At 48.4% G+C, this 23,529-nt stretch carries 18 protein-coding genes; 3 read left to right on the top strand and 15 right to left on the bottom strand.

What is annotated here, in order from left to right:
* Positions 1–29 precede the first annotated feature (29 nt).
* The 4 genes from ACR1R9_RS02190 to ACR1R9_RS02175 form a co-directional block, all read right to left on the bottom strand.
* Entirely contained in the window at positions 30–1,073 is a 1,044-nt protein-coding gene (locus tag ACR1R9_RS02190) for an FAD:protein FMN transferase (protein ID WP_433921839.1), read from the bottom strand.
* Positions 1,070–1,465 carry a hypothetical protein gene (locus ACR1R9_RS02185; RefSeq protein ID WP_326066535.1) on the bottom strand — a complete coding sequence of 132 codons (396 nt, stop codon included), beginning with the start codon at positions 1,463–1,465 and terminating at the stop codon, positions 1,070–1,072. The genes ACR1R9_RS02190 and ACR1R9_RS02185 overlap by 4 nt, the downstream gene beginning before the upstream one ends.
* A 168-nt stretch (positions 1,466–1,633) precedes the next feature.
* Positions 1,634–2,623, bottom strand: coding sequence for an MBL fold metallo-hydrolase (locus tag ACR1R9_RS02180; RefSeq protein ID WP_433921840.1), 990 nt, complete (start codon positions 2,621–2,623; stop codon positions 1,634–1,636).
* An 18-nt stretch (positions 2,624–2,641) separates the two neighbouring features.
* Entirely contained in the window at positions 2,642–3,385 is a 744-nt protein-coding gene (locus tag ACR1R9_RS02175) for a class I SAM-dependent methyltransferase (RefSeq protein ID WP_433921841.1), read from the bottom strand.
* Between the two features lie 315 nt (positions 3,386–3,700).
* On the opposite strand from ACR1R9_RS02175, the gene ACR1R9_RS02170 reads away from it, so the two are divergent.
* A complete protein-coding gene (locus ACR1R9_RS02170) occupies positions 3,701–4,576 on the top strand; it encodes a DUF72 domain-containing protein (protein WP_433921842.1) in 876 nt (291 codons plus the stop codon).
* A 126-nt stretch (positions 4,577–4,702) separates the two neighbouring features.
* Here the strand turns inward: ACR1R9_RS02170 and ACR1R9_RS02165 are convergent, their stop codons facing one another.
* The 7 genes from ACR1R9_RS02165 to ACR1R9_RS02135 all read right to left on the bottom strand — a co-directional run bounded on the left by ACR1R9_RS02165 (position 4,703) and on the right by ACR1R9_RS02135 (position 17,491).
* On the bottom strand, positions 4,703–6,880 hold the full coding sequence (locus tag ACR1R9_RS02165) for a glycoside hydrolase family 88/105 protein (protein WP_433921843.1): 2,178 nt from the start codon (positions 6,878–6,880) through the stop codon (positions 4,703–4,705).
* 56 nt (positions 6,881–6,936) lie between these two features.
* Positions 6,937–7,758, bottom strand: coding sequence for a polysaccharide deacetylase family protein (locus ACR1R9_RS02160; RefSeq protein ID WP_433921844.1), 822 nt, complete (start codon positions 7,756–7,758; stop codon positions 6,937–6,939).
* A gap of 74 nt (positions 7,759–7,832) precedes the next feature.
* Complete coding sequence (locus ACR1R9_RS02155; protein WP_433921845.1) at positions 7,833–11,147, bottom strand: glycosyl hydrolase; 3,315 nt, start codon at positions 11,145–11,147, stop codon at positions 7,833–7,835.
* Positions 11,148–11,376: 229 nt separating this feature from the next.
* On the bottom strand, positions 11,377–12,882 hold the full coding sequence (locus ACR1R9_RS02150; protein ID WP_076290818.1) for an extracellular solute-binding protein: 1,506 nt from the start codon (positions 12,880–12,882) through the stop codon (positions 11,377–11,379).
* Between the two features lie 18 nt (positions 12,883–12,900).
* Complete coding sequence (locus ACR1R9_RS02145) at positions 12,901–13,788, bottom strand: carbohydrate ABC transporter permease (RefSeq protein ID WP_024632531.1); 888 nt, start codon at positions 13,786–13,788, stop codon at positions 12,901–12,903.
* A 39-nt stretch (positions 13,789–13,827) separates the two neighbouring features.
* The gene (locus ACR1R9_RS02140; protein ID WP_076290959.1) at positions 13,828–14,757 is read right to left on the bottom strand and encodes an ABC transporter permease; all 930 of its coding nucleotides are present in this window, start codon (positions 14,755–14,757) and stop codon (positions 13,828–13,830) included.
* Between the two features lie 331 nt (positions 14,758–15,088).
* Entirely contained in the window at positions 15,089–17,491 is a 2,403-nt protein-coding gene (locus tag ACR1R9_RS02135; protein ID WP_433948829.1) for an AraC family transcriptional regulator, read from the bottom strand.
* A 230-nt stretch (positions 17,492–17,721) separates the two neighbouring features.
* Between ACR1R9_RS02135 and ACR1R9_RS02130 the strand changes: the two genes are divergently transcribed.
* Complete coding sequence (locus tag ACR1R9_RS02130; protein WP_099858092.1) at positions 17,722–19,077, top strand: dipeptidase; 1,356 nt, start codon at positions 17,722–17,724, stop codon at positions 19,075–19,077.
* Positions 19,078–19,516: 439 nt separating this feature from the next.
* Here the strand turns inward: ACR1R9_RS02130 and ACR1R9_RS02125 are convergent, their stop codons facing one another.
* The 4 genes from ACR1R9_RS02125 to ACR1R9_RS02110 form a co-directional block, all read right to left on the bottom strand.
* Positions 19,517–19,888: a hypothetical protein gene (locus ACR1R9_RS02125; protein WP_053783145.1), complete on the bottom strand. Its 372-nt coding sequence runs from the start codon at positions 19,886–19,888 to the stop codon at positions 19,517–19,519.
* 114 nt (positions 19,889–20,002) lie between these two features.
* Positions 20,003–21,217 carry an N-acetylglucosamine-6-phosphate deacetylase gene (gene nagA / locus ACR1R9_RS02120; RefSeq protein WP_433921848.1) on the bottom strand — a complete coding sequence of 405 codons (1,215 nt, stop codon included), beginning with the start codon at positions 21,215–21,217 and terminating at the stop codon, positions 20,003–20,005.
* Positions 21,214–21,942 (bottom strand): glucosamine-6-phosphate deaminase, encoded by a 729-nt coding sequence (gene nagB, locus ACR1R9_RS02115; protein WP_099858091.1) that lies wholly within the window; start codon positions 21,940–21,942, stop codon positions 21,214–21,216. The genes nagA and nagB overlap by 4 nt, the downstream gene beginning before the upstream one ends.
* Positions 21,943–21,946: 4 nt before the next feature.
* Positions 21,947–22,810: a MurR/RpiR family transcriptional regulator gene (locus tag ACR1R9_RS02110; protein ID WP_099858090.1), complete on the bottom strand. Its 864-nt coding sequence runs from the start codon at positions 22,808–22,810 to the stop codon at positions 21,947–21,949.
* Between the two features lie 243 nt (positions 22,811–23,053).
* Between ACR1R9_RS02110 and ACR1R9_RS02105 the strand changes: the two genes are divergently transcribed.
* Complete coding sequence (locus ACR1R9_RS02105; RefSeq protein ID WP_326066510.1) at positions 23,054–23,407, top strand: hypothetical protein; 354 nt, start codon at positions 23,054–23,056, stop codon at positions 23,405–23,407.
* The last annotated feature ends 122 nt before the right edge of the window (positions 23,408–23,529 follow it).

Genomic DNA, 23,529 nt, shown 5'->3' with positions numbered 1-23,529 from the left:
GGCTCCCCCACATCTGATAGACTTGTCGTTTATATAAGACTGAAGCGGTGATCCGGATCGAAACCAGGCCAGCGTTCAGCGAGCGTATCGGTATTTCCTCTAAAATAAGTGCTCCCATCCCTGGTCATCCAGAGGACGTCATGACGATCGTAATGACGGTTTAACCAACCTACTGCATCGGCACTTCCCAAAATACAGACGGTCTTGGCAATAATCTCACATTGCGAGGCATGCTGGCCCAGAACTGTACACTGCAGCACATCCGTATCTGCTGGCTCCATCGTCCGGGGATCAATTAAGTGATGTGAAAGGCTTCCGTCCGTATTCTGCCACTGTCTCCGTCCCACTCCTGAAGTGGCAATTGCACCTTTCCTCAATTGAATATTCCCTATCAGATTTCGCTCCTCCTGATAAGGATCGGTGACTTGCACGGACCACATCGGATGAAGTGTTGTCCCCCATGCCTGAATGTCTCCACCTGCATTAATTAATCCGGCCGAAATATGAAGTGTACGTTGCAGCCAATCGGCGATACGCTCAACGGCCCAACCCTTAACAATGCCCCCAAGGTCCAGTTCAGTCCCAGGGTCCTTATGAACCATTCGGCTGCCTTCCCTTTGAATCCAACGTGGGCGGCTATAGTCATATTCGTCTCTCAGCATATCTGTTGTATCCGATGGTCGGATGTCCAATCTGCGTTCGGTTCCAGATTGCTGAAGCTCTCTTTGTTGCAGCTGCTCGAAACTGACATCGTAACCCGAAGCCCGCAGAGCCTGAGAGATACCTGGCTGAAAAATCCCTTCCGTCTGTCCAATATAACCGTATGCCCAACTTAACACTTCATCCATTGCTGCGGAGATTGGCATCCATCCTGTGCAACAATTCAGACGATTCAATTCACTGTCTGCCACAAATCGGCTGAAACGCTGTTCCTGCGCTTCGAACCAATTCTTCACCAAGGCTGCCGCATGCTCAGCCTCTTCCCGTCCTGCGGCTAACTGAACTTCCACGTCCGTGTTCATCGCCCGGAAGCGGAACTTAAGAAGACGGGAGACTTGCTCCGTGCGGCTCATGATGCACCCGTGCGTGACTGATAATTGCCACGGCTATATCTGGAGTCTGTATCCTGATTGCTGTTCTGATCTGTTATCCAGCCACCCGACGACCTGCCTTGATTCGAACCGATGGCAGTGCTTCCATCAGTCGTTTCCTCATCCAGGCTATAGCCTTCATTGGACGATGCATCGGAATTGTTATCTGTGTTGTTCGTCCATTCGTCCATGACATCATCCTGAGCATCTATCTGGGTGGAAGCTGTACTGCTTATATCGGTACCATTAGCCGCCGCATAAGCGACATCAAAGGCATCAGAAGTTCTTACATATTGAAAGAGTGCAGCCACGGTCAACGTTGCTGCCGCTGAGGCTTGCCATTTTCTCCATTGATTTCGTTTTTTCCTAGTCATCGCTCTTCCCTGCTTTCTCTGGCGAAGTTCATGCATTTATCATAGAAGTGCTGCCTTAAAAGAAGATGAATGAACGGTTAAGAGAGACTAAAGCTTTCATTTATTGGAGTCGTTACACGCAAAAAAAGACTCTGAACAGGCAGTTCTCCTGGTCAAAGTCTTGTAATCCTAAGTATTTTCGATAAAAAAGAATACTCCGTCGGGCTGCTGCTCCTGTATAATATGCTCTCGCCGGATCAATTCTTGCAAATGCGCCAAAGTTTCGCTCATCGCAAAACGAAGCTGATGTGTTCCCAATCGGTCACCAAACATAAACACACAGATTTCATACGCATTCGTCGGTGCTTCCCGGATTCGCTCCATCATTTTCTGAAGGCGCTCTTCATGATGAGTGAGCAGATGAACCGTTCGATCGGCAAAATGGCCAAACGGATTCCGATGCCCTGGATATGCCACTCCTACATCCAATGCCCCCAGTCGATGCAGTCCTTCCATATAAGACAATAAAGGCTGATCGTCACTTCCCGGCTGCAGGCTAATATTCGGTGAGATCTGCGGCAATACGGCATCTCCACACAAGATCTCCCTGGAATCCGGCGCATAGAAGGATAGATGTCCTGGCGCGTGTCCACCTGTTTCTACAGCAAGCCACTTTTTCCCGCCCATAACCAGCCATTCGCCATCTTCAATCGGTGTCACTACCGGAAGTGGCGTAATCTGTGAGATAAATCCCTCCATATGTTCACGTATCTGCTGCGTCTTGTCTTCCGGCATTCCATGGCGACTATAATATTCAGGCAACACTGTATTGATGGTTGCCTCCGTTCCCCACATGCAATCCGCTTCCTGGCGGGATCGTGTGGACATTCGAACAGGCACATCCGTTTGTTGCTGTATCCAGCCAGACAACCCCAGATGATCGGGGTGATGGTGGGTCAGTACAATCTGACTAATATCCTGAAAAGTTAAATTGAAATCTGCGAGTGCTTCGTGCCACTCCTGTTCCGTCTCAGTACTGCGTGGTCCCGGGTCAACTATCGTTATTGTTCCATCCGGTTCATAGAGCACATAGCTGTTCACCCAACGTAGAGGAAAAGCCATAGTAATCTTGACACGATGCATGCCTACTGGCATGGAAATGGATTCCGTTCGCTTCATTAATATTCTCCTCCAACTCTACTGCTCCGGCCGATGACCGACAAAAATCATCCGCGGCGATGTCTGCTCATCGTACTTCTCTTCATCATAACCACCGTGTACCTGATCCACCATAAGTCCTGCCTCGTGAAGCAGATCACGTAGTTGTTCACGGGTGTACAGCTTGACGCGTTCCTGATAGATTCTTGGTTTTTGGCCCGATGCGGTATCGGTGATGTGAATTTCTTTTTGCACAAATCCATCCTGGATCTTGCGAAACTCCTCAATATTCTGTCCTTCGCTTTCACGTGTTGAATGCTGCACCAGATGACGAGTCACATAAGCCGTGTTCATAAAATCAATAATATAGCTGCCGCCTGGCTTCAGCATCCGATGAATGACGCGTAACACTCTTAGTTGCTCTCCATCCTCTCGGAAATAACCAAATGAGGTAAATAGATTGACAACGGCGTCAAATCCGCCTTTCAGTGGAAGCTCACGCATATCGGCATGATACCACTCAACACGATGTTCGGTGTCCATATTGCGTGCTTCACGCAGAAGCACATCAGACAGGTCGATTCCGGTCACCTGGAAACCAGCATCTGCAAGGGCCAGAGAATGTCGGCCCATACCACAGCAAAGGTCAAGTACCTTGGACTTTGGCTGAAGCTTTAACCAATTGATCATTTTATGTACTTCCTGATATGCACCTTGCACATCCCGATGTTTGTACACAAGAAGGTAGTCTTCTCCAAAACTCTTTTCATACCATTCCGTCATTACGTATCGCCCTCCACATGGTCACTGGCCCAACTATCCGTAATACGCTGTTCTATCAGCCGGATCATATCTCTATAGCTTTTAGCCATTGTATCGTCTTTATCCTTCAAACTCAAAAATTTCCAAGGATCGTCCACATTGAACGGCCGGAAACCACACGATATAATGTTAAACATAGTCAGGCCCACGCGAATCGGTTAACTATACATAGAGATTGTTCACAAACCAATATGACGTTTTTTTCACTTCATGGACGTACATGAGACGACTGAAATATAACGCTAACATAAGAAGAAGCAGCAGGAGGTGTTATTTATGATTCGGATTGGACTTACGGGCTGGGGAGATCAGGAGGATTTGTACCCGAACCGTACCAAAGCGAAAGACAAGCTCCGTCTGTATGGACAATATTTTACGACCGTGGAGGTAGATAGTTCCTTCTACGCCGTTCAGCCTCGGGACCGGATGGCACGCTGGGCAGCGGAGACGCCGGAGTCCTTTGCTTTTATCGTCAAAGCCTATCAAGGGATGACAGGACATCTGCGGGGAAAACCCTATTTCACCAGCACCTCAGAGATGTATAAGGCTTTTCGCGAATCCCTGGAGCCTGTCATGGAAGCAGGCAAGATGCAAGCGGCCTTGTTCCAGTACCCGCCGTGGTTTGAATGCAATCGGGACAACGTCAATGAACTGCGTGAAGTAAAACTGAGAATGGAAGGCATCCCGTGTGCCCTCGAATTTCGTCATCGCAGCTGGTATGAAGAGGGCATGCGTGAACGAACGCTGGCATTTCTTAAGGAACAGGGCTGGATTCACAGCGTCTGTGATGAACCTCAAGCGGGGCCAGGATCTATCCCTATCGTACCTGAGGCTACCGATGCCGAAATGACGCTGGTGCGTATGCATGGGCGCAATGTATCAGGCTGGCATCAGAATGGTGCACCCAATTGGCGTGAGACCCGTTATCTGTATCGCTACAACCAGGAAGAGCTGCTGGAGTGGAAAGGTTATTTGGAGCAATTGCAGGAGCAGAGCAAAGATGTATTTGTGATTTTCAACAACAACTCGGGCGGCGACGCCGCTGCCAATGCACAGATGATGATGGAGCTGCTGGAGCAACCCGTGAAGTCCTTCCCTGACCGCACGGAGCCGGAGGAGGAAGAGGGACCGGAGCAATTGGAGCTATTTTAACAACACGTTTAATTTGTAATCTGAATTGATTATTTCCATTCATAACGATAAAAGCGGCACTCCCTTAAGACGTGCCGCTTTTATTTCTTGTTAGGTTGTACGCAGATGAACAACATGGTTGCTGTACTAGCGTTGTGCAGCTGTAACCGAAGAGTCCAACGAAATCCGGCTCAGCTGCTGGTTCATTTTATACGCCTCAATCCCGGCCAGAAGCACAATGCCGATACCATGCGTATCGTTCAGAATCCATCCCAAATCGTCCCGGTAATAAAGTGCGGTAAAGGAGTAACCGGAACCCCGGCATACACCGTAGACGTTGCCTTTATAATCAATGGACAGATGGGTCATGCCCTCCCATCCTTTGCGCACCGCATCCAGGTAGGCCTCTGGCTGCTCCAGCCATCCTTCACGAATACCGCGGGCATAAGCGTAGATGAACATCGACGTGCAGGAGGTCTCCTCATATGAATCCGGGCGGTTCAGCACCTGATGCCAGAGTCCATTTTCACCTTGCAGCGCCAGATACCCCTGACACAAATCCCGGTAGAAGTTCAGCAGTTCTGGCCGTTTGACGTGATCACTTGGCAGAATCGACAGTAGTTCGGTTAGCGAAAACAGAACCCATCCGTTCCCGCGCCCCCATGGTATACCTGTCGCCCGTCCACGCACAAAATCATACACATGGGACATGATCTTTTGTTCGGGAATATACAGATATTTGCGAAACATCAGGAACTGGTTGATTGCATCCTCCCAATAAGAAGTATCTCCCGTCAACTGACCGTACCGCATCAGGAAAGGTGTGCTCATATACAGATCATCACACCACATCGTTTCCTGGCGCATCTCTCCGCTGCCACGAACACGGTAAAATGCCCCGTCTTCCAAACGTTCCTGTTCATCCGTAATATAGCTCGCAATACGATCTGCGGTATCCCTGCCTCCACGAATGTCGCCGAGTTCCATCGCTGCCAGCAAAGTAGATCCAAACGAACCGCAATCATCCAGACTGTCGATTGCAGACAGCTGATTATTGATTCCCGCGGCGCCGTACCCTTCCCGATCCCACAGACCGTAACGGTCAAACGACGTACTCAGGCCGATATGGTCCCGCACATACTGAACATAGTCGTCACGTCCCAACTCCTGTCCAATCTGAAGAAGTCCAAGCAGGGTAACACCGAGTGGATAATTCCATTTGCCATAATGGGTATTTTCCAAATAGGGACGGACACTCGTTTCAGGTAGATCAACATGCCAGTATACACCTTGGGCTCCATCATCAAATACAGTATCTGTTACCACGATGTCTTGGGGAGATGGTTCAGAGCCTGGGGAAAATCCACCCGTATACAGCCACGCATCGGGACATCCTGCAACCGGATGAGGTGGTCTTAATCTCCATCCGGTTGCAGTGGAATCCTTCGCATCTTCCAAGGTGAATCCCCACAACTTGCACCCAGCCTTGGTTTCACCTTTCGCTACCAGATCAGATGGACCGTAGCGGCGAGGCAGTTCAATGCGGAAATTGCCGCTTTGCCCAGCGGAATATATTTCCTTGCCATCAACATACAGGGTGAGGGCACCTTCATGTTTCCCTTGCAAAAGAACAGGTGACGATCCCGGTTGGATCACATCCAGTTTGGACCATGCGTACGCAACAGCAGGCTGCTCTGTCCCAAAGATTCTGGCGAAAGCTCCAGCGTTCTGTTCCCCTTCTGTCCAGTCCCTGCGCGGATACCAGGAGAGGCCCGTTTCTGCTTCAGTCATGCCATCACGAGGGAGTGATGATAAAGGTTCATCTACTGGTTCGGAGTACAACCAGCCCTCCTGACCTTGGCGATCCACACCTGGTGTGAGGAAGTGAAGCGGAAAGTTTTTAAATGAGGCTGTTCCGTAAATCCCGCCGAATCCCACCTCTGTTTTTACAAAACAAAGCAACACTTCGTTCCAGCCATATTTCACGGAAATCGGAATCTGGGTTCTTCGCTCGGGAAATAACTCCTGCAATAGCTCCGATTTGAAAATCTCTTCTCCGTTCACATAGACCGTCACCGGACTATAACAGTTCAGTCCCGTATTTAACGTGGCCTCCTGCTGGCTCCACAACTTGCCCCATACGTACACATACTGTCCTGCACGAGCCTCTTTCCACTTGGCATCCAGATTCAGATCATAACGATAATCCCCAAGTCTTCGGAAGCCTTCACGATGGTACGCTCGGAACAGAAAGGAGTGTTTCGGATGGTCCCCAATATAACGCTGTGCCACGGTAGTCAAAATATCCGGAATTGAATCATACACCTTGCCTGCAATCGCCTCGTTCTCATGAAAATAACTAATGATCGTCAGCTCCCTTCCTATACCTTGATTCGTTCGGTTAGTCGCAATGTCTCGCCAGCCTTCACTTCAACCACCTGCTGATCCGCTGTAAACCAGATGGAGATGGCCGATGGGTTATGGATAATCGACCGCTCTGCTGAACACTCCAGACGTTTGACCGCTTTCCAGTATGCAATCACTTCGATGTTCGTTGCGTACCAGATGTCGTCCCGGCCGCCAATCTGCTCAGCAAACTGCTCTATAATCTGCCAATTGTCGTTATCATTGAATTCGTAGCTGTGACCCCATACATATAACAAGAGTGGCGTACCTGTCTTCGTATGCTGGATAAATCGTTCGGCATGGGCCGCCAAATCATGGTTATGGTGGCAGGTTGGATGCCATTCAAGCGGCCGTTCAGGCAGTGTGTACCTGCCATGGGATTCAACCGTGCGTGCATAATCGATACCAAGCCATTCGAGCTTGGTGCTGAGTGAACGGTCATAACCCCCATTCGGATAGGCCATACCTCTTACCGGATAACCGACAAGCTGTTCCAGCGATCTCCGATCTTCCATGATCTCTTCGGTCAGCAGCTCATCCGGAACATAGGGCAATGTGGGATGGGTGACCGTATGCACAGCCACTTCATGCCCTGCATACAACTTCGCAACTTCTGTCGTCTCAATTCGGCCAGGCTTACTCAGCGTACCGGAATTCAGATTGAATGTGCCCCGCAGCCCATGCTGATTGAAAATTTCCACCAGTCTGCGATCATGCACCACACCATCGTCATAACTGAGCGTCAATGCCTTCATCACGCCACCCGGGTAGCGGTCAAACTGGATACGATGCCCCATCTTTTTGCTCCTCCCACTTCAATTGCTTATCCTTCTATCTCCATAAGGAATAAATTCGTTTTATCTTGTAAGTTCTATTCTTCAGCTGGTACATGCATATGACCGGCTTCCTGCAAACTGTGGCTGCCCGAGTCAAAATACGTACCTTCCAGCAGTCCAATTAGTGTATTGGTAACTCGTACTTCAATATCGTTATCCCCTGCTCGCAGCCACGAGGCTTCTCCCGTCCAGCGATATGGAGACCAGCATCGAACGCCCAGAGTGTGACCATTCACCCGTACCTCGACCACATCCTGCACCTGCCAATCATTGAATTCCAGTTCAAAGGACGCAACCTCTTCAGCAGACTGATCCACCCAGAAGCTTCGTTTGTAACTCATCTCTCCTGCAAAATGGGGATAAAACGGCTGTGGCTCAGGCCCAATTCGGCTCGACGTATCCGGCTCACGAACGAGAGAGACCATCCCTTCATGATGAAATTCCACGCCAAACCGCCCTTGCAGATACAGTGGATCAACGATACCTTCTTCATCCCTCATGACCTGTACAGTAACGGTCATTTCATTCAGACCATTGCGCAACAATTCTGTTATATTGCAGCCAATATTATGGTGATCATTAATTTCAATCGGCTCAAATTGATCAGGTCCGATCTGTTTTCCGTTGATTTCCATGGTCCAGTCACCTGATATCGCTGCCCTGTCCATGAATAACAGACATTCTGCCAATGCCGTTCTTAGCTCAAATGTAGTCGTATACTTGCACTGGATTGGATAGGCAACGGATGCTTTCTTCGGTGTACCAAATACCTGATTAAACTGGAGCGGCAGATGATGGTTCTCCGACAATTCAGCCGCCTGGTCAATAAACGGTTTGACTGCAGCATGATTACGTTCAAAAATTACACCGTTGTCATTGGAAGCTGTTACGTTGAACTGTCCCATTCGAAGTGTGTTGGACTGCACGGTTTCCAGACGCCATGGCCCCTCCGAAGGAAGCTGAATGGTATGGGGTGCGTTCTCAGTCTTAGTAACTAAACGATTCCCCTCTGATGCCTCTTGAGCATGTTGTAAAGTAAGCCTCACCGCATGCGCTTCATAGGGAGCAAGCTTTAACGAAATGCACCATTCACCACCACTGCTGGTAAACGGCAATAATTCACGCTGTCCTGTCTCCAGATCGAGGCGTTCCGCCAGCAGACGTGTACCCGCTGAAAGATCCAAATCCGTCCATAAGCGCTTGGCTACTATTTTCAATTGCCCTTCAAGTTGTTGTCCTTCCTGGTTGGACAAAAAGATCATAAACTCTCCGTCCGATAATTGACGGGTCTGCATAAGCAGCGACGCACTTTCTTCTTCCATGATCCAACAGATCGGTTCGGGTAGTACATGATCCAGCAGCAGGGAGATCAGTTCCAAGGAGAAGTCATCCCCGCGACCTGTTCCAGCAGGTAGAAAATAGGCATTCCCCTGTCCCTGCTGCCACATCAATTCGCTGCTCTCATGACCTGTTTCTTCCGCATTGCCCCAATATGCCTCGTGCGGCTGGTTGCCTGCGCCAAAGAACTGAGCGGCCTCATTTCCTGCAGGGCTTCCTGGCTGGATCGCTACATGCGGAGGCATGCCTACCGATATGACCGTTCCCCCCTGTTCTACGAACAGCTTCACCTGCTGCCAGGCTGCTGCCTCCAGGTTCAGCATCGGTGGAAGAATCAGCACTTCATAACGTGCAACGCCAATCTGAATTGTGCCCTCATTCAGCACAGCTTCCGCTAACAGCTCGGGGTCCAGATGATCATAGTCACGTCTGTTTTCGACCAGATGCGAGGTGATCCGCATCCAGTCGTTCGTGAGACGATCCAGCTTCGCCCGTTCTGCTTCGTCTTCTCCGCCATATTCGAATCCGTGAAGCGGATTGCCCATCAGGCTCCAGAACGTAGTCGTTGGATCAAGCACAGCAATACGAATGTCCGCAGTCCCGGTGCTCATCAGATAGCTTAAACGTCCCGTGTAATCTCCCAGTTGCCGGAAATGACGCCAATACGGGTTCTGTATAAACTGGGATGGCGGTGCATCATGCTTGGCAAGTCCGCCGATGGTATAGAAAAAGGCGTGGAAGTTAAAAAAGTTGGTGCCCATGGCTGCCATCCGGTCAATCATCCATTTGGCATCCTGTAAGGTCATCGACCAGCCTACACTGTGGAAACACTCAATCAGATTACGGCTTCGGCCAAGCTGTCTGGCAAGCGAGCTGACCATCTTCGGATTGTCGCGCATTTTTTTGCCATACCGTTCCAGAATCCAGGATAAGGGGCGTCCGATTTTCTCATGTGCCGAATCTCCACCTGGCATATGACTGAACAACTGCGTGGTCATCCGTACCCCGGGCACTTCTGCCGCATACTGAATCCCTGCCTCTTCACACCAGTCATGTACCTGTTTGTGATACGACTCCCTGAGCAGCAGATGTAGCGACTGATAATAGTCATACCTGATACGTTCTGCGTCTGGGACATCGCCATGCAGCAGAGCAGGTAGGGACTCGATCAGACTGTAACCACAGCGTTCGCTAAAAAACCGAGGAAGCTGTGGAGACCAAGGAATACGCCCAAGCGGCGCAATTTCATCAGAGAACATGCCTTTGATTACGCTTTCAAACTGTTCTCCAACGGCTTCCTTATACCGTTCGTGGGTCAGTTCAATAAAACGGCTCATCGCTTCTTTGTGACACGGGTCTACAAAGTTGCCGTAATATTTGAAATCATCCATCTCTTCTTCCTGAAATATAATTACGTCCCATTCCCCAGCGGGAGCTTTCCATAACAGGCGAAAAGCCGTTCGGTATGTAAAAAACCGCTTGCGATTATACGACGTGAGTCCTGTCTCCTGATATACCTGATCAGTCTGGATATTGCCGATGTTACTGCGCAAATCAATGGATTCATGCCACAATCGTTTGCCCTGCGCATCCTTGGGTATTGCCTTCGCCACTAAAAATCGACCCCACGGCAACTCATGATCCACTGTTTCTCCGCCATGAACACAAATCTGCTGATGTACAAGCTGGCGCTGCTTCGCCTCAGGAAAATCAAGTGTCACCTCACCGCCGGCCATCCCGCTTGGATAGGGATACTCGTCATATAGCCATACCTGCATGCCGCAGGCGGCCGCCGCTTCCACTGCAATCCGTACCTTGTCAAACCATGCTTCGGATAGATAGGGAATCTCTAGCCCCTGACGTGGACAGATGAAAAAACCACCTACGCCCTGTGCAGACATTTCGGCTATTTGCCGTTTGATTTGCCCTTCTTCCATATCCCCATTCCAAAACCAAAAGGGATGAACCCGGTACTGCGCCTCGGGATTTTCAAATGCATCCCTGTTCCACATGTCGCTTCCTCCCTGTATGTGCAAGAGTGGTCGTCCATTTACCGATAACGTTCATTTAAGTTCAAATAGGTTTGTTTCGCAATGATTATACATCAAAATCCAAAGACTGGAAGCTACAATTCACAAAAAAGAGGAAGATGGTTTTAATTGTCCTGAATTATGCATATACGGAAATGCCCGGCTGCACCTTTGCACTACAAGCAAGGCTGCCGGGCTCTGGAACATCAAACTACTTCAGTGCAGCGTACAGCTCATTCACTTCTTTGACATAGTCGTCGCCGCCACTGCTTTTCCACAATGCAACAGCATCCTGGAAGCCTTTTTCATCAATTTGCCCCACGATGAATTTGATACGGGCATCATTGATGATGTTATCCAGCTGTGGTCCTTTCTGGGCATACACATCGGAAATCAGTGGTTCGCCAGGATTAGCAATGACGATTTCCTCATTGGCTTTCTGCACCTGTGCAACCTTTTCGCGAACAGGTGTCTGCTGCACACGAAGTGTTTTGTCCTCTGGAATAAACATGAGGATCTGATTCAGACCCTGTACATCTCTCAGCGCCAGTTTGTCAGTGGTCGGAATGACGTAACCCTCTTTTTTCTCATACTGCTTGCCTTCCAGACCGTTCCCTAGCAGCGCCTGCAATTCAGGCTCATTCAGTTGATCCAGGAAACTCAGCACCTTTTTCAGATCTTCTTCCGTTTTGACACTGCTTTTGGAAATAGCAATCATGCCGGAATAGCCGGATGTTGGCATATCGCGCAATCCCTTTGGACCTTCCATCGCTTGAAGTACATCCACATGTCCAGTCGCTGACGGATCTTTCTCCAGTATCTTCTGATCCATCCGCTGTGCGTTATCCGCTACATCCACCATGACACCCGCTTGCCCGTTAACAAAAGGATCAGGAAGTTTCGTCGCATCCATCACGGCAAAGTCCTTGTTGACCAGACCTTCGCTATAGATTTGGCGGAAAAATTTCAGAGCTTCCATATATTCTGGAGTCTCATGTGCCGGTATTAAACCTCCGTTACCATCATCGCCCCATTTGTTGGGTGCACCAAACCAAATCTGCATATTATCCCAAGGGCCCGTGAATTTGCTCGCCACCAGACCGTAGGTATCGTCTTTACCGTTGCCGTCTGGATCATCCTTCGTGAACGCTTTCAATACATTGTAGAACTCGTCAATGGTCTTTGGCTCTTCCAGACCGAGCTTCTCCAGCCAATCCTTGCGGATCGTGACTCCGTTACGTCCCAGAGCACGTGCGCGGTAGATGCCATAGGTTTTGCCATCGATAGAAGCATTGTTAGTGATAATTTCATTCATTTTGCTCAGGTTCGGATAGTCTTTCAAATAAGGTCCAAGCTCCCAGAAAGCTCCGGTACGAGCCGCATTAATAAAACTTGGGGACTTACCAAGCACAACCATAACATCTGGCAGCTTGCCCGAGGCCAGCGTGATATTGAATTTGTCCTCATAAGAGCTGCTCGGTACCCATTGCAGATTCACGTCCACCTTGGTCAATTCTTCAAGCTTCTGAACCACAGGGCTGTTATCGGGCGGATTCTCCGCTTCAAAGTTCGGAAGCATAATCGTGATCTGATCCGTGCCTCCCGCAGCTGTTCCTGAACCTGCTTTGTCCGTGGAGCAAGCTCCCAGAACCGTACTCAGTACCAATGATGCAGAGAGTAGCAATGCACCTTTTTTGAATCCCGTCTTTTGTCCCATACGTTCTCCCCCTTGGCTTTAGCCTTTGATTGAACCTAACATGACACCCTTGGCAAAATGCTTCTGCAAAAACGGATAAACCAGCAAAATCGGAATAGTACCTACGACGATAACTGCCATTTTGATCGACTGCTCTGGTGGTTGTACAAAATTAGGGTCCATGTTCGCCATATCTCCGACACTAGCTTGCGAGAGCAATACGATCTGTCTCAGCATGACTTGCAATGGCCATTTGTCACTGTCGGAGATGTACAGGAGTGCCGAGAAAAAGTTATTCCAGTGCCCTACGGCGTAGAATAACGCAAATGTGGCAATCACCGGTTTGGATAATGGCAGAACAATTCGCCACAGTACCCCTAGATCCGAACAGCCGTCGATGCGGGCCGCTTCCTCCAGCCCTGGCGGCATTTGTTGAAAGAAGTTTTTGACAACAATTAAGTTAAAAGCGCTGATCGCGCCAGGAAGCATGAGGGCCCAGTAGGAATCCAGCAGTCCAAGTCCACGAATGACGAGATAGGTCGGGATCATCCCGCCGCCGAACAGCATGGAGAAAATCACCATGTTCATCATGACATTCCGGCCCCAGAAGTCACTTCGGGACAGCGGGTAAGCCATCGTCAGCGTGAAGAAGAGATTGACCAATGTACCTGCAACCGTAACAAATATTGAAACCCCTATACTGCGGAAGATGGTGGACGAGGAAAAAATATACTCATACGCACTGAATGAAAACACCTTCGGAATAAGGAAAAAACTGCGTTCGGTAATCTCTGCTTCGGTCGCGAATGAATTTCCTATAATATACAGGAAAGGAAGGACGGTTAATATGCCCAGAATCCCCAGCATGACGTAATTGAAAATATCAAATACTCTGCCGGCAGGGCTGTTGTATAGACGGCTGTTCATGGGCGATTTCCTCCTTATCAATGGATGACGTACATGCTCTTAATAGATTCCGGGATGCCCGAATTTCTTGGCCAGTTTGTTGCTGCCCAGCACCAGAATAATTCCGACCACAGACTTGAATAACCCAACCGCGGTACTGTAACTGAATGCACCTTGCGTAATCCCGACGGTGTATACATACGTATCAAATACATCTGCCACATCACGATTCAGCGAGTTGGTCATCAGATAGATCTGTTCAAAACCGGTATCCAGAAAGTTCCCCAGCCTGAGAATGAGCAAGATGACAATGGTTGTGCGAATCGCTGGAAGCGTGATATGCCACATGCGTCGTAATCGTCCTGCACCATCCACAATCGAAGCTTCATACTGCTCTGTATCCACACCTGCCAGTGCCGCCAGGAAGATAATCGTTCCCCAGCCCATCTCTTTCCACATCATCTGAATAATAATGAGCGGACGGAATGACCCCGGACTTGCCAATACATCGATCGGTTTGCCTGTGATCCAGGAGATCAGGTCATAGAGTACCCCACCTTGTGGAGTCAGGAATACATAAGTGATACTCGCGATAATGACCATGGAAACAAAGTGAGGTACATAGACCAGCGTCTGAATCGTTCTTTTGAAGAAAGCGACCCGGATTTCATTGAGTAACAAAGCGATAATAATCGGTGCCGGGAAAAAGAATATAAGATCATATAGGGCAAGGACGAGCGTATTCCTCAGCAATCGGAAAAAGTCTGGATTGGAGAAGAAATTCATAAAGTTCTCCATGCCCACCCATTGACTGTCGCGAATACCCAGAAAAGGCTGATAGTCCTGGAAGGCAATAACGATCCCCCACATGGGCAAGTATTTAAAAATGACAAAGTACAAAAATCCGGGAAGCACAAGCACGTACAGCCATTTATTTCGTTTGATCTGCCTCTTCCAGTTGGACTCCCGCTTCATCGGCAATGCGGCCATTTCCACTTGAGCTGCTGTAGCGCCATTTCCATTCCAGTCCGTCTTCCCGTTCATAATGTCTCCCCTCCCTATTTATGTAAGCGTTATCAATTGACCTGTTACTCAGACTATACAGCTGCCTTGTTTCCGGCAACCTTCATTTTTTGCATGGTTGTGCAAAGTGGTCCGAAAGCCCGCTATAACGCCATTCCTCCTTCAATTTGGATATATTTTGGCAGAGGTTATTGCACATTTTTGCAGCATTATCCTTCTTTGTTTCCGAGATAAAACATGAAAAACCGGAGTCCCATGAATCGGGATTCCGGTCAATGATGAATTCTTATGAACAGGTTTATTTACCTAGCCATTGATCCCGATACTGGCTCGGCGTTAAGCCTTCCTGTTTCTTGAAAATCCGATTAAAGTAACTGTGCTGGTATCCAACAGCGCCTGCGATATCATTGATTTTCATCGTGGTCTCACGCAGCAATTGCTTCGCCGCATCCATTCGTACTCGTGTTAAATAATCAATGAAATTCATGCCCGATACTTGCTTGAATGCCTTGCTTAATGCATAAGGGGTCATCTGCTCCGCATCTGCACAGCTTTCCAGGGAAAGTTCGTTTCTATAATTCTCATCAATAAACAACATCGTACGTTCCACGACCTGCTTCATCGGCTCCTGGGAACGCATCTCGATCTCCTGCACATATGGCAGCAATACTTCTCCGATCATCCATTTCATCATTTGTGCTGGTTCGCGAATCGTAGATAAGCGCTCATACATGTTGCAGCCACCAAACAGCTTGTAAGGCGTTACCCCAGTCTGCAGCATCATATGTTGAATACTTCCCAGCAATTGAAGCATCATCTGCTGCACCTGGAATTCGGAACTGCCTGCTCGGGTGATCTCGGCCATAAATTGCTCCAGTACGCGCTCAGCCTCATTTTTCTTCCCAAGTCTGATCGCCTGAAGGATCTCACGTTCCAGCCCCAATGGGTAGGAGGCTTCTTCCTTTCTGCGGAAACATTGCTCATCCTCCAGATCAAGAATCTGGCTCCCGTCTTCCACACTGCGATAGGCAACCGCCTGCTCCATCTCCATGAATAATCCCGGCAATTCCTGAGGAGACGCGGCCGGACGGCTCACCATCACGGTCACGTTCATTCTCAATGTCTGACCAATGACCTCCACCAATTCCTGACCCCATAACAATGCTTGTGACTTCACAGGCTCGTCCTCAGGTGCAATCACAAGCATGGCTGAAGACAAGTCGTGAAAGTTCATTACACTAATTTGACTAAAATAATTTTTGGCAACTTCTTCAATGATATTAACCGCCGCAAAGGTAACCAGCCCCGTGTCCTGGCTCCCAAATCTCCCCTGCAGCTGGGCATAGCCCGTAAAATACATCTGAAGCAGCAAAAACTGCTGGTCGTCCACCTCAAACCCAAGATTCCTCATCCGCTGCTGAAGATCCTGCTCATTATAGGCATACAGATGCCCCTGCACCAGTTGTAATACAAAACTATCCCGCAAATGGGGAAGCTGCTCCTGCAATTGCCGGTGGGCGGTCAGGCTCTGCGAGGTCAATTCGTTCCACTGTTGTTCCAGCAGCTGGAATTCATCCAGCCTGGTGTCTGTTGTCGCTTCATTCCTGCCCGGCGTCAATAAATGGAGCATCCTTGCTACGGGAGTATATATTCTGCGTGAAGCAAACCAGGATAATAGCAACCCCAGGACAAGACTGCCGGCACTTGCAATGACGATGATTTTGGACACGAGCTTCACCGGCGAGGTCACCGATGTCATCGGAGCTGCGGAGACATATGTCCAGTCCGAATCAATTCGACTCAGTGATCCATAGGACACGGAATAGGTCTCGTCCTCATATTTGAACAGGAATGAATGGTTGTCTGCATGCAGGGTTACCTCTTCTTTGAGCTGCTGCTCAAAAGCAAAGTCAGCCTTCCCTGCAACCGGATTACCGGTAAGCAGTGTATTGCCCTGCTGGTCCATGAGGAACGTTAACCCTTCATCATAAGGAGTAAGCGTTTTCAACAAACTGGCGACTTTCTCATTATCCAGCGTAATGATCAGCGCACCAAATGGATTAATGCTTTCACCCGGAATCTTATGTACAAGAACCATTGCATTACCCGGATCGGTATGCAGTATACTATCATTCGTTTGAGGTGCTTTATCACTGCTTTGGCTCGCAATCCAGTCTGTCCAATACACATGGTTCCCCATCATCAGATAGCGGTCGTAGGCCTGTATTTTTGCATCATCCTTCAACTCGTTATAATCCCGATTAAACAAAATCGGTTTCGGTTCCTGTAAATATAGCTGTGCGGATTTGATGAGCGGATGAGAGCCTTGCAGCACGTACAGTGTGGTGACGATCTCCTGTGTTTCGTTGAAATAATACACAAAATCCAGCGTTCGCAGCGCATTGCCAAACCTGGGTTCAAAAGCCCAATGGGACAAGGTCATCTCCAGATAAGCGAGTTGGTCGTCCACGTTGCGCGCCCGGTTCTCAATCTGGCTTTGGTGCATCTGATTAAATTCATTTTCCATCCGGCCAACGACCAACTGGTACATCACGATGCCTGTAATCAGTCCGGGAATGCTGGCAATCAGCAAAATAAGCATCAAACTATTTCGATAAAAACGCCCTTTATGTCGTCCTGTGGTTAACCCTGGCCAACGCGTGAGTCTGCTGGAGGGTCTTCCCTTCCTAACTGGTTCCATTAGCGCTCACCTGCCTGTTTGCGTAAGGTCTGACTGTCATGGGAACTCCCTCAACTCCCCTGCGGAATGGTTTACATGAGAATATATGGATGAAATCCGTTTCTTGTATTATACGCATAATTTCCAGGGGAATGAAACGGTATGTATCAGATCATTTTTTAACCAATGTTTTATTAACGCATCAAAATGGATTACAATAGGATAAAGCAAAACATGAAGGAGGCCTTTTAATGAAGGAACAAACTTATTTTCAAGAAAATAGAGAGAAACACCTGGCAGAATTGAATGAATGGTTGTCCATTCCAAGTATTTCAGCCATTTCGACGCATAAAGAGGATATTAACCGGGCAGCACAATGGGCTGCAGATGCACTCACTCGTGCAGGTATGGAAAATGTAGAGGTTATTCCAACAGCGGGACATCCGATTGTATATGCAGATCACCTGCATGCACCCGGCAAACCTACTGCACTGATCTATGGACACTATGATGTACAACCTGTCGATCCGCTTAACCTGTGGGAAACACCTCCATTCGAACCTACCGTTCGTGATGGCAAACTGTTTGCACGTGGTGCTACGGATGACAAAGGACAAATCTTCTTACATATCAAAGCTGTTGAAGCACTGCTTGCCGAAAACAAGGAACTTCCCGTTAATGTGAAATTCTGCATCGAAGGCGAAGAGGAAATCTCCAGCCCGAACCTGCCGATCTATCTGAATGACAATACAGACAAGCTGCGTGCAGACATGGTACTAATCTCGGATACGTCCTTGCTCGAAAAAGGAAAACCAGCGATCTCCACAGGTCTGCGTGGTCTTTGCTCACTCGAAGTGGATCTGAACACAGCCAATACTGACCTGCACTCTGGTTCATTTGGAGGCGGTGTACCGAACGCACTGCACGCATTGGTATCCCTGCTCGCTTCGCTGCATGATGAGCAAGGCCGCGTAAGCGTAGATGGTTTCTATGATGGCGTTCTGCCGCTCTCTCCTGAGATGAGAGAAGAGTTCGTGAAGCAAGGCTTCAATGAAGAACAGCTTCGTCAAGACCTCGGACTGGAGCAATTGTACGGGGAAGAAGGTTACTCGTTCGTGGAACGTGTTGGCGCACGTCCAACGCTGGAACTGAATGGCGTATGGGGCGGATTCCAAGGTGAAGGCACCAAAACCGTTATTCCGAAGGAAGCTCATGCCAAAATTACATGCCGCCTTGTTGCGGATCAAGATCCACAGCAGGTGCTGGACCGTATCGAAGCACATCTGCGCGCTCATGTTCAACCAGGCGCAACGCTACATGTGAAACAGATTGAGAAAGCCTTTGCGTTCAACACTGATCCATCTGATCCAGTACTACAAAAAGCAGCTGATGCCTATGAACAAGTGTACGGCGTTCGTGCCCTGTTTACGAAAGATGGCGGCTCCATTCCGATCGTGGAGAAACTTTCACGCGTGCTTGGTATTCCGGCTGTTATGATGGGCTTCGGTTTGCCAGATGAGAATCTGCATGCACCGAATGAGCATTTCAACCTGGAGAATTTTGATAAAGGGTTGTTGACAATTGTTCAGTTTTTGAAGAGTTTGTAAAGTTTAGTTCATTTCAAAAATAAGTGCTGGTCAGCGTGCGAAGTGGCCGTTACGGATACGGATACGAATCGTTCTTTCGATCGCTGTTATCCCCGGATTTCTTTGATTCCCTTTTGACAAAGGTGAAATCCGGGGATAGCATATGCTTCCGAAGTAGCTTTCTTACAGAAAGCTTTTAGGCGAACGCTTCGCTTCTTCAGAATCGATTTCGTCTCCTTCACTACTTTGCAGCTTTTCCATAACTTATTTTAAGATTGAACCTACTTTACAAATGAAGGATAGTAGGTAGATATATAGATAGATAAAAGGGGTGTGCCGTCTATATTCATGACGGCACGCCCCTTTTATAATTGGTGCGACAGATTCGTTAGCGTTGTGACTAGAAGAAGTATACAAACTTCCGGAGACATCCTCTAGATTTTAATCCTGTATCCTCTACTTATGAGCGAAACGTTGTGAAATTTAACATATGCACAAGCTGCATCATATGCGTAATTTCCTGCTGGACTTCGGAGGTGTCCGTACCAGCCATCGCCAGATTGGCCCGCAGCGTTCTACGGGTGTTCAGCATACCGTCGATTAACTTCATGACCGTGTTGCGTCCACGGTGATCCACAATCATATACTTTTTGCGTGCATCCAGCTCCACCCATACGATATTGCTGAATGAGGTGAACAGGTGTCTACGGTACTGCTCCATATCGGTCTCATTGTAGTGCTCGCCATAAAAGGCATAATATCCGTGTACGTGCAGCTTTTCCGCCAGCTCTGTGATGAACGGGTCGAATTCGAGCATAGCGTTACGTTCCATGTTTCACGCCTCCGTAATGCGTGATCCGCAGATCCCGGCTTTTTTGAGATCTATTTTAACACATTACGCAAGCTATTGCCTGTTGAGGCACACGACAACACTACAAATGTAGAATTAACCGCCAACTCGTCTGCCCTTCACCCACACTTCCTCAATTTTCAAATCACCATTCAGCAAAACGACGTCCGCCTGTTTTCCTTTAGCAAAGGAACCCGTGCGGTGATCAATGCCGAGCAGACGTGCCGGCGTCAGGCTGGCTGCGCGTGAAGCTGCATTCAGATTCAAGCCTACTTCCTGTACCAGATAGCGGAAACCACGAATCATCGTGAGCGTGCTTCCTGCCAGTGCGCCTCCGTCTTTCAAACGTGCCACACCTTTCGTAACAATCACAGGCAGATCGCCAATTTTGTATTCACCATCATCCAGCCCGGTAGCAGACATCGCGTCTGTGATTAACACAAGCTGATCTGCTTGTTCTTTCAGTTGAGCCAAAATAGACATCGCTGCCGGATGCACATGGATACCGTCTGCAATGACCTCTGCACTTATGCGGGAATCACTAAGCACTGCGCCGGCAGCTCCGGGATTGCGGTGATGCAGCGGTGTCATCGCATTGAATGTATGCACGGCATGGTGCAGCCCGGCTTCGACCGCAAGCTGTACTTCTTCATACGTCGCATCTGTATGTCCTAATGCCGCTGTAATTCGCTGCTCACGCAGCCACGAAATGACTTCGAGCGCTCCCTCACGTTCCGGCGCCAGAGTGACTTGACGAATCAGGCCCGGATATTGTTTTTCCCACGCCTCAAGCCAGGACACATTAGGCAACACGATATGATCCGGGTTTTGTGCGCCGGGCCACTTAGGACTGAAAAACGGGCCTTCCAGATGTACACCTTCCAGCTGTGCATAAGGCATGTCACCGGAACGGTAGCTGTCCACTTCAGCCAATACCCGGTCCAGACTATCTTTAGGCGCTGTCATGGATGTTGCCAGCATTGCAGTGGTCCCCTGTGTGCTGTGGAATGAAGTGATTTTATCCAACACATCCTTACTCGCATCCATAAAGTCTTCGCCATTGCCACCATGTACGTGGATATCTATAAATCCAGGCACAATGACGCCATGTTTGGAAACAGGCACAGATACGGCTTCACGGCGAATATGTTCAGATAGTCCCTCGGGTGCGCCAGTATAAAGGATCTTCCCTTCTGTCCAGACGAGTACACCATCCTCCATTACACCATCGGGCAATACAATTTTGCCTCGAAGAAGGGAGATGGTTTTTTCACTCTCTTGTTCATGTTTCTCCGTATGTTCTAGGCTCATTTCACCAACCTCCCGGCAGCACGGTCCAGCAATACCACCACATTGGGATGACATTGCAGCAACGAAGCGGGACATTGTGTTGTAATCGGCCCCATAAAGGCTTCACGAATAATTTCGGCTTTCTCCTCACCACGGGCGATCAGCAAGATTTGTTTGGCTTTTAAAATCGTACCTACACCCATCGTGATGGCCTGAGTCGGAACTTCATCAATATGATTAAAAAAGCGGGCGTTTGCTTTTCTTGTCTCTTCTTTGAGATCCACCACATGTGTTCGTCCTGTGAGTTCGGTTCCGGGTTCATTGAAGCCAATGTGGCCATTATGCCCGATACCCAACAGTTGCAGATCTACTGGTCCACGATCATCAATCCGTTGTTCATAGGAAACACACTCCTCATTTAAATCCGAAGCCTGTCCATTCGGCACCTGGGTTCTGGCGAGATCAATATCAATATGGGAAAACAATTGTTCATTCATAAAGCTGCGATAGCTTTCGCGATGGTCTACAGGAAGACCGACATATTCATCCAGATTGAAGGAAGATGCCTGCGCAAAGCTGACCAGACCTTTTTGATACAAAGCAATAAGCTGTTTATAGATACCCACAGGAGAACTTCCAGTCGCAAGCCCCAGTACAGCCCGGGGTTTCGTCTGTAGCAAACTGGCAATCACACCTGCACCCGTTGCGTTCAAATCTTCTTCATTTTCAAAAATACGTATATTCATCTTCTTAGGCACCTCCGTTATGTTGAACTCGATAAGACTGTACATTGTGATACGATTGTTCCAATTTGGGGATAAAACGGTCAAAGTCGGCACTAACCATGCCCGTGAACAGAATATCGACGACATGCAGCAATGCAATACGTGAAGCCATATCCCCGCGCCTCATGCCTTCTTCCAACGAGGACGTAAAGAGCGGAATATCCGACACCGCCGCTAGTTTGTTATTGCCATAGGATGTCAGTGAAATGGTAGAAGCCCCCGCCTGTTTGGCACAATGCAAGGCATCGATCGTCTCCGGCGTTTCACCCGAATAAGATACCGCCATCGCCACATCTCCCTCACCCAGTGAAGAAGCCGACGTAATTTGCATATGTGAATCCGAGAAGGCAGTACAGCTTTTGCCGATCCGCACAAGTTTCTGGTAGAAATCCTGCGTAACAATGGAAGAGGTTGCGACACCGTAGAGATCAATACGACGGGCATGACATAGTAACTGAACTGCATGCTCCAGCCTTCCTAGATCCAGCAAACGGGTGGTGTCCGCAATGGATGCAAGATGATTGGCTTCAATGGCTTCCACAATTTTGGATAAAGGATTACCTGCCACGATATCCTGATAAGCTGTTTCATTGGTGGAATGGGACAATTCTGCGGCCAGCTTCATTTTGAAATCAGGAAAACCTTTGAAATGGAATGATTTGCAAAAGCGGGTTACCGTAGCCGCACTTGTTCCGCTTTGCTGTGCAAGATGGTTAATGGTCCAGCCAGGAATATCAGATGGGGACTGTAAAATCACCTCTGCAATTCGTCGTTCCTGAGACGGAAGTTCATTCAGCTCTTGCTGCAACGCATGTAGTATGGCTGCCATGGGCTCTCCTTTTATGAAAATTATTTTTATTAATTCATTATAAATAAAGAAAATTATTTTTATATTTTCATTTTAATCAATACGTTGTTGCAAATCAAGAGGATTTTAACCATGTATTCACGGTATGTATGATAAATTTTTTAAAAATGTATCTTCTTGATTACGGAGTGGGATTCCGCTTTTATTGGAGATAAACCTTGAAGTGAATGTGGACATTTCATTTCTAAGGAAGGAGTACACTCGATGAATCGACGACAACGTCAAAAAATGATTCCTTCCACCTGGATTATTGCCATAAAACAGACCGAAGCTCGTAAATACTATGTCCTCTATGCCATCGACTGGAAGCGTGGAGCGCGACTGAGCTGGGAAGGTTGGAATAACCTCGCAGACTTGCTGCAGTTTCATATTCCAATCAAACGTAAAACTGGCGGTTCAAAATCTTCCTTCCAACCTGCTGCCAAAATTGCAAAAAAAGCACTCTATCTGCACTTAGATGAAACACAATACGGTGAATTGGAGCAGCTCTTCTATCAGCCTTTTTCAAAGAAACAATGGAGATCCTTTATTGAGGTGCATTCCAATAACCATATGTAGGTGAACCCTTATGCCATATACGATTACGGTTGTGATTCCCATCACGCTCTGCCCGTAGCAATCTGTACCCTTGGAATTTCTGCGGGCTGAGCCTTTTCCCAAGGGAGCGTGATGATCCATGA

The organism is Paenibacillus taichungensis (assembly GCF_050994985.1).
Classification (GTDB): domain Bacteria; phylum Bacillota; class Bacilli; order Paenibacillales; family Paenibacillaceae; genus Paenibacillus; species Paenibacillus taichungensis.
Note: the sequence above shows the minus strand (reverse complement) of the source record. Positions and strands in the feature narration are given on the sequence as shown.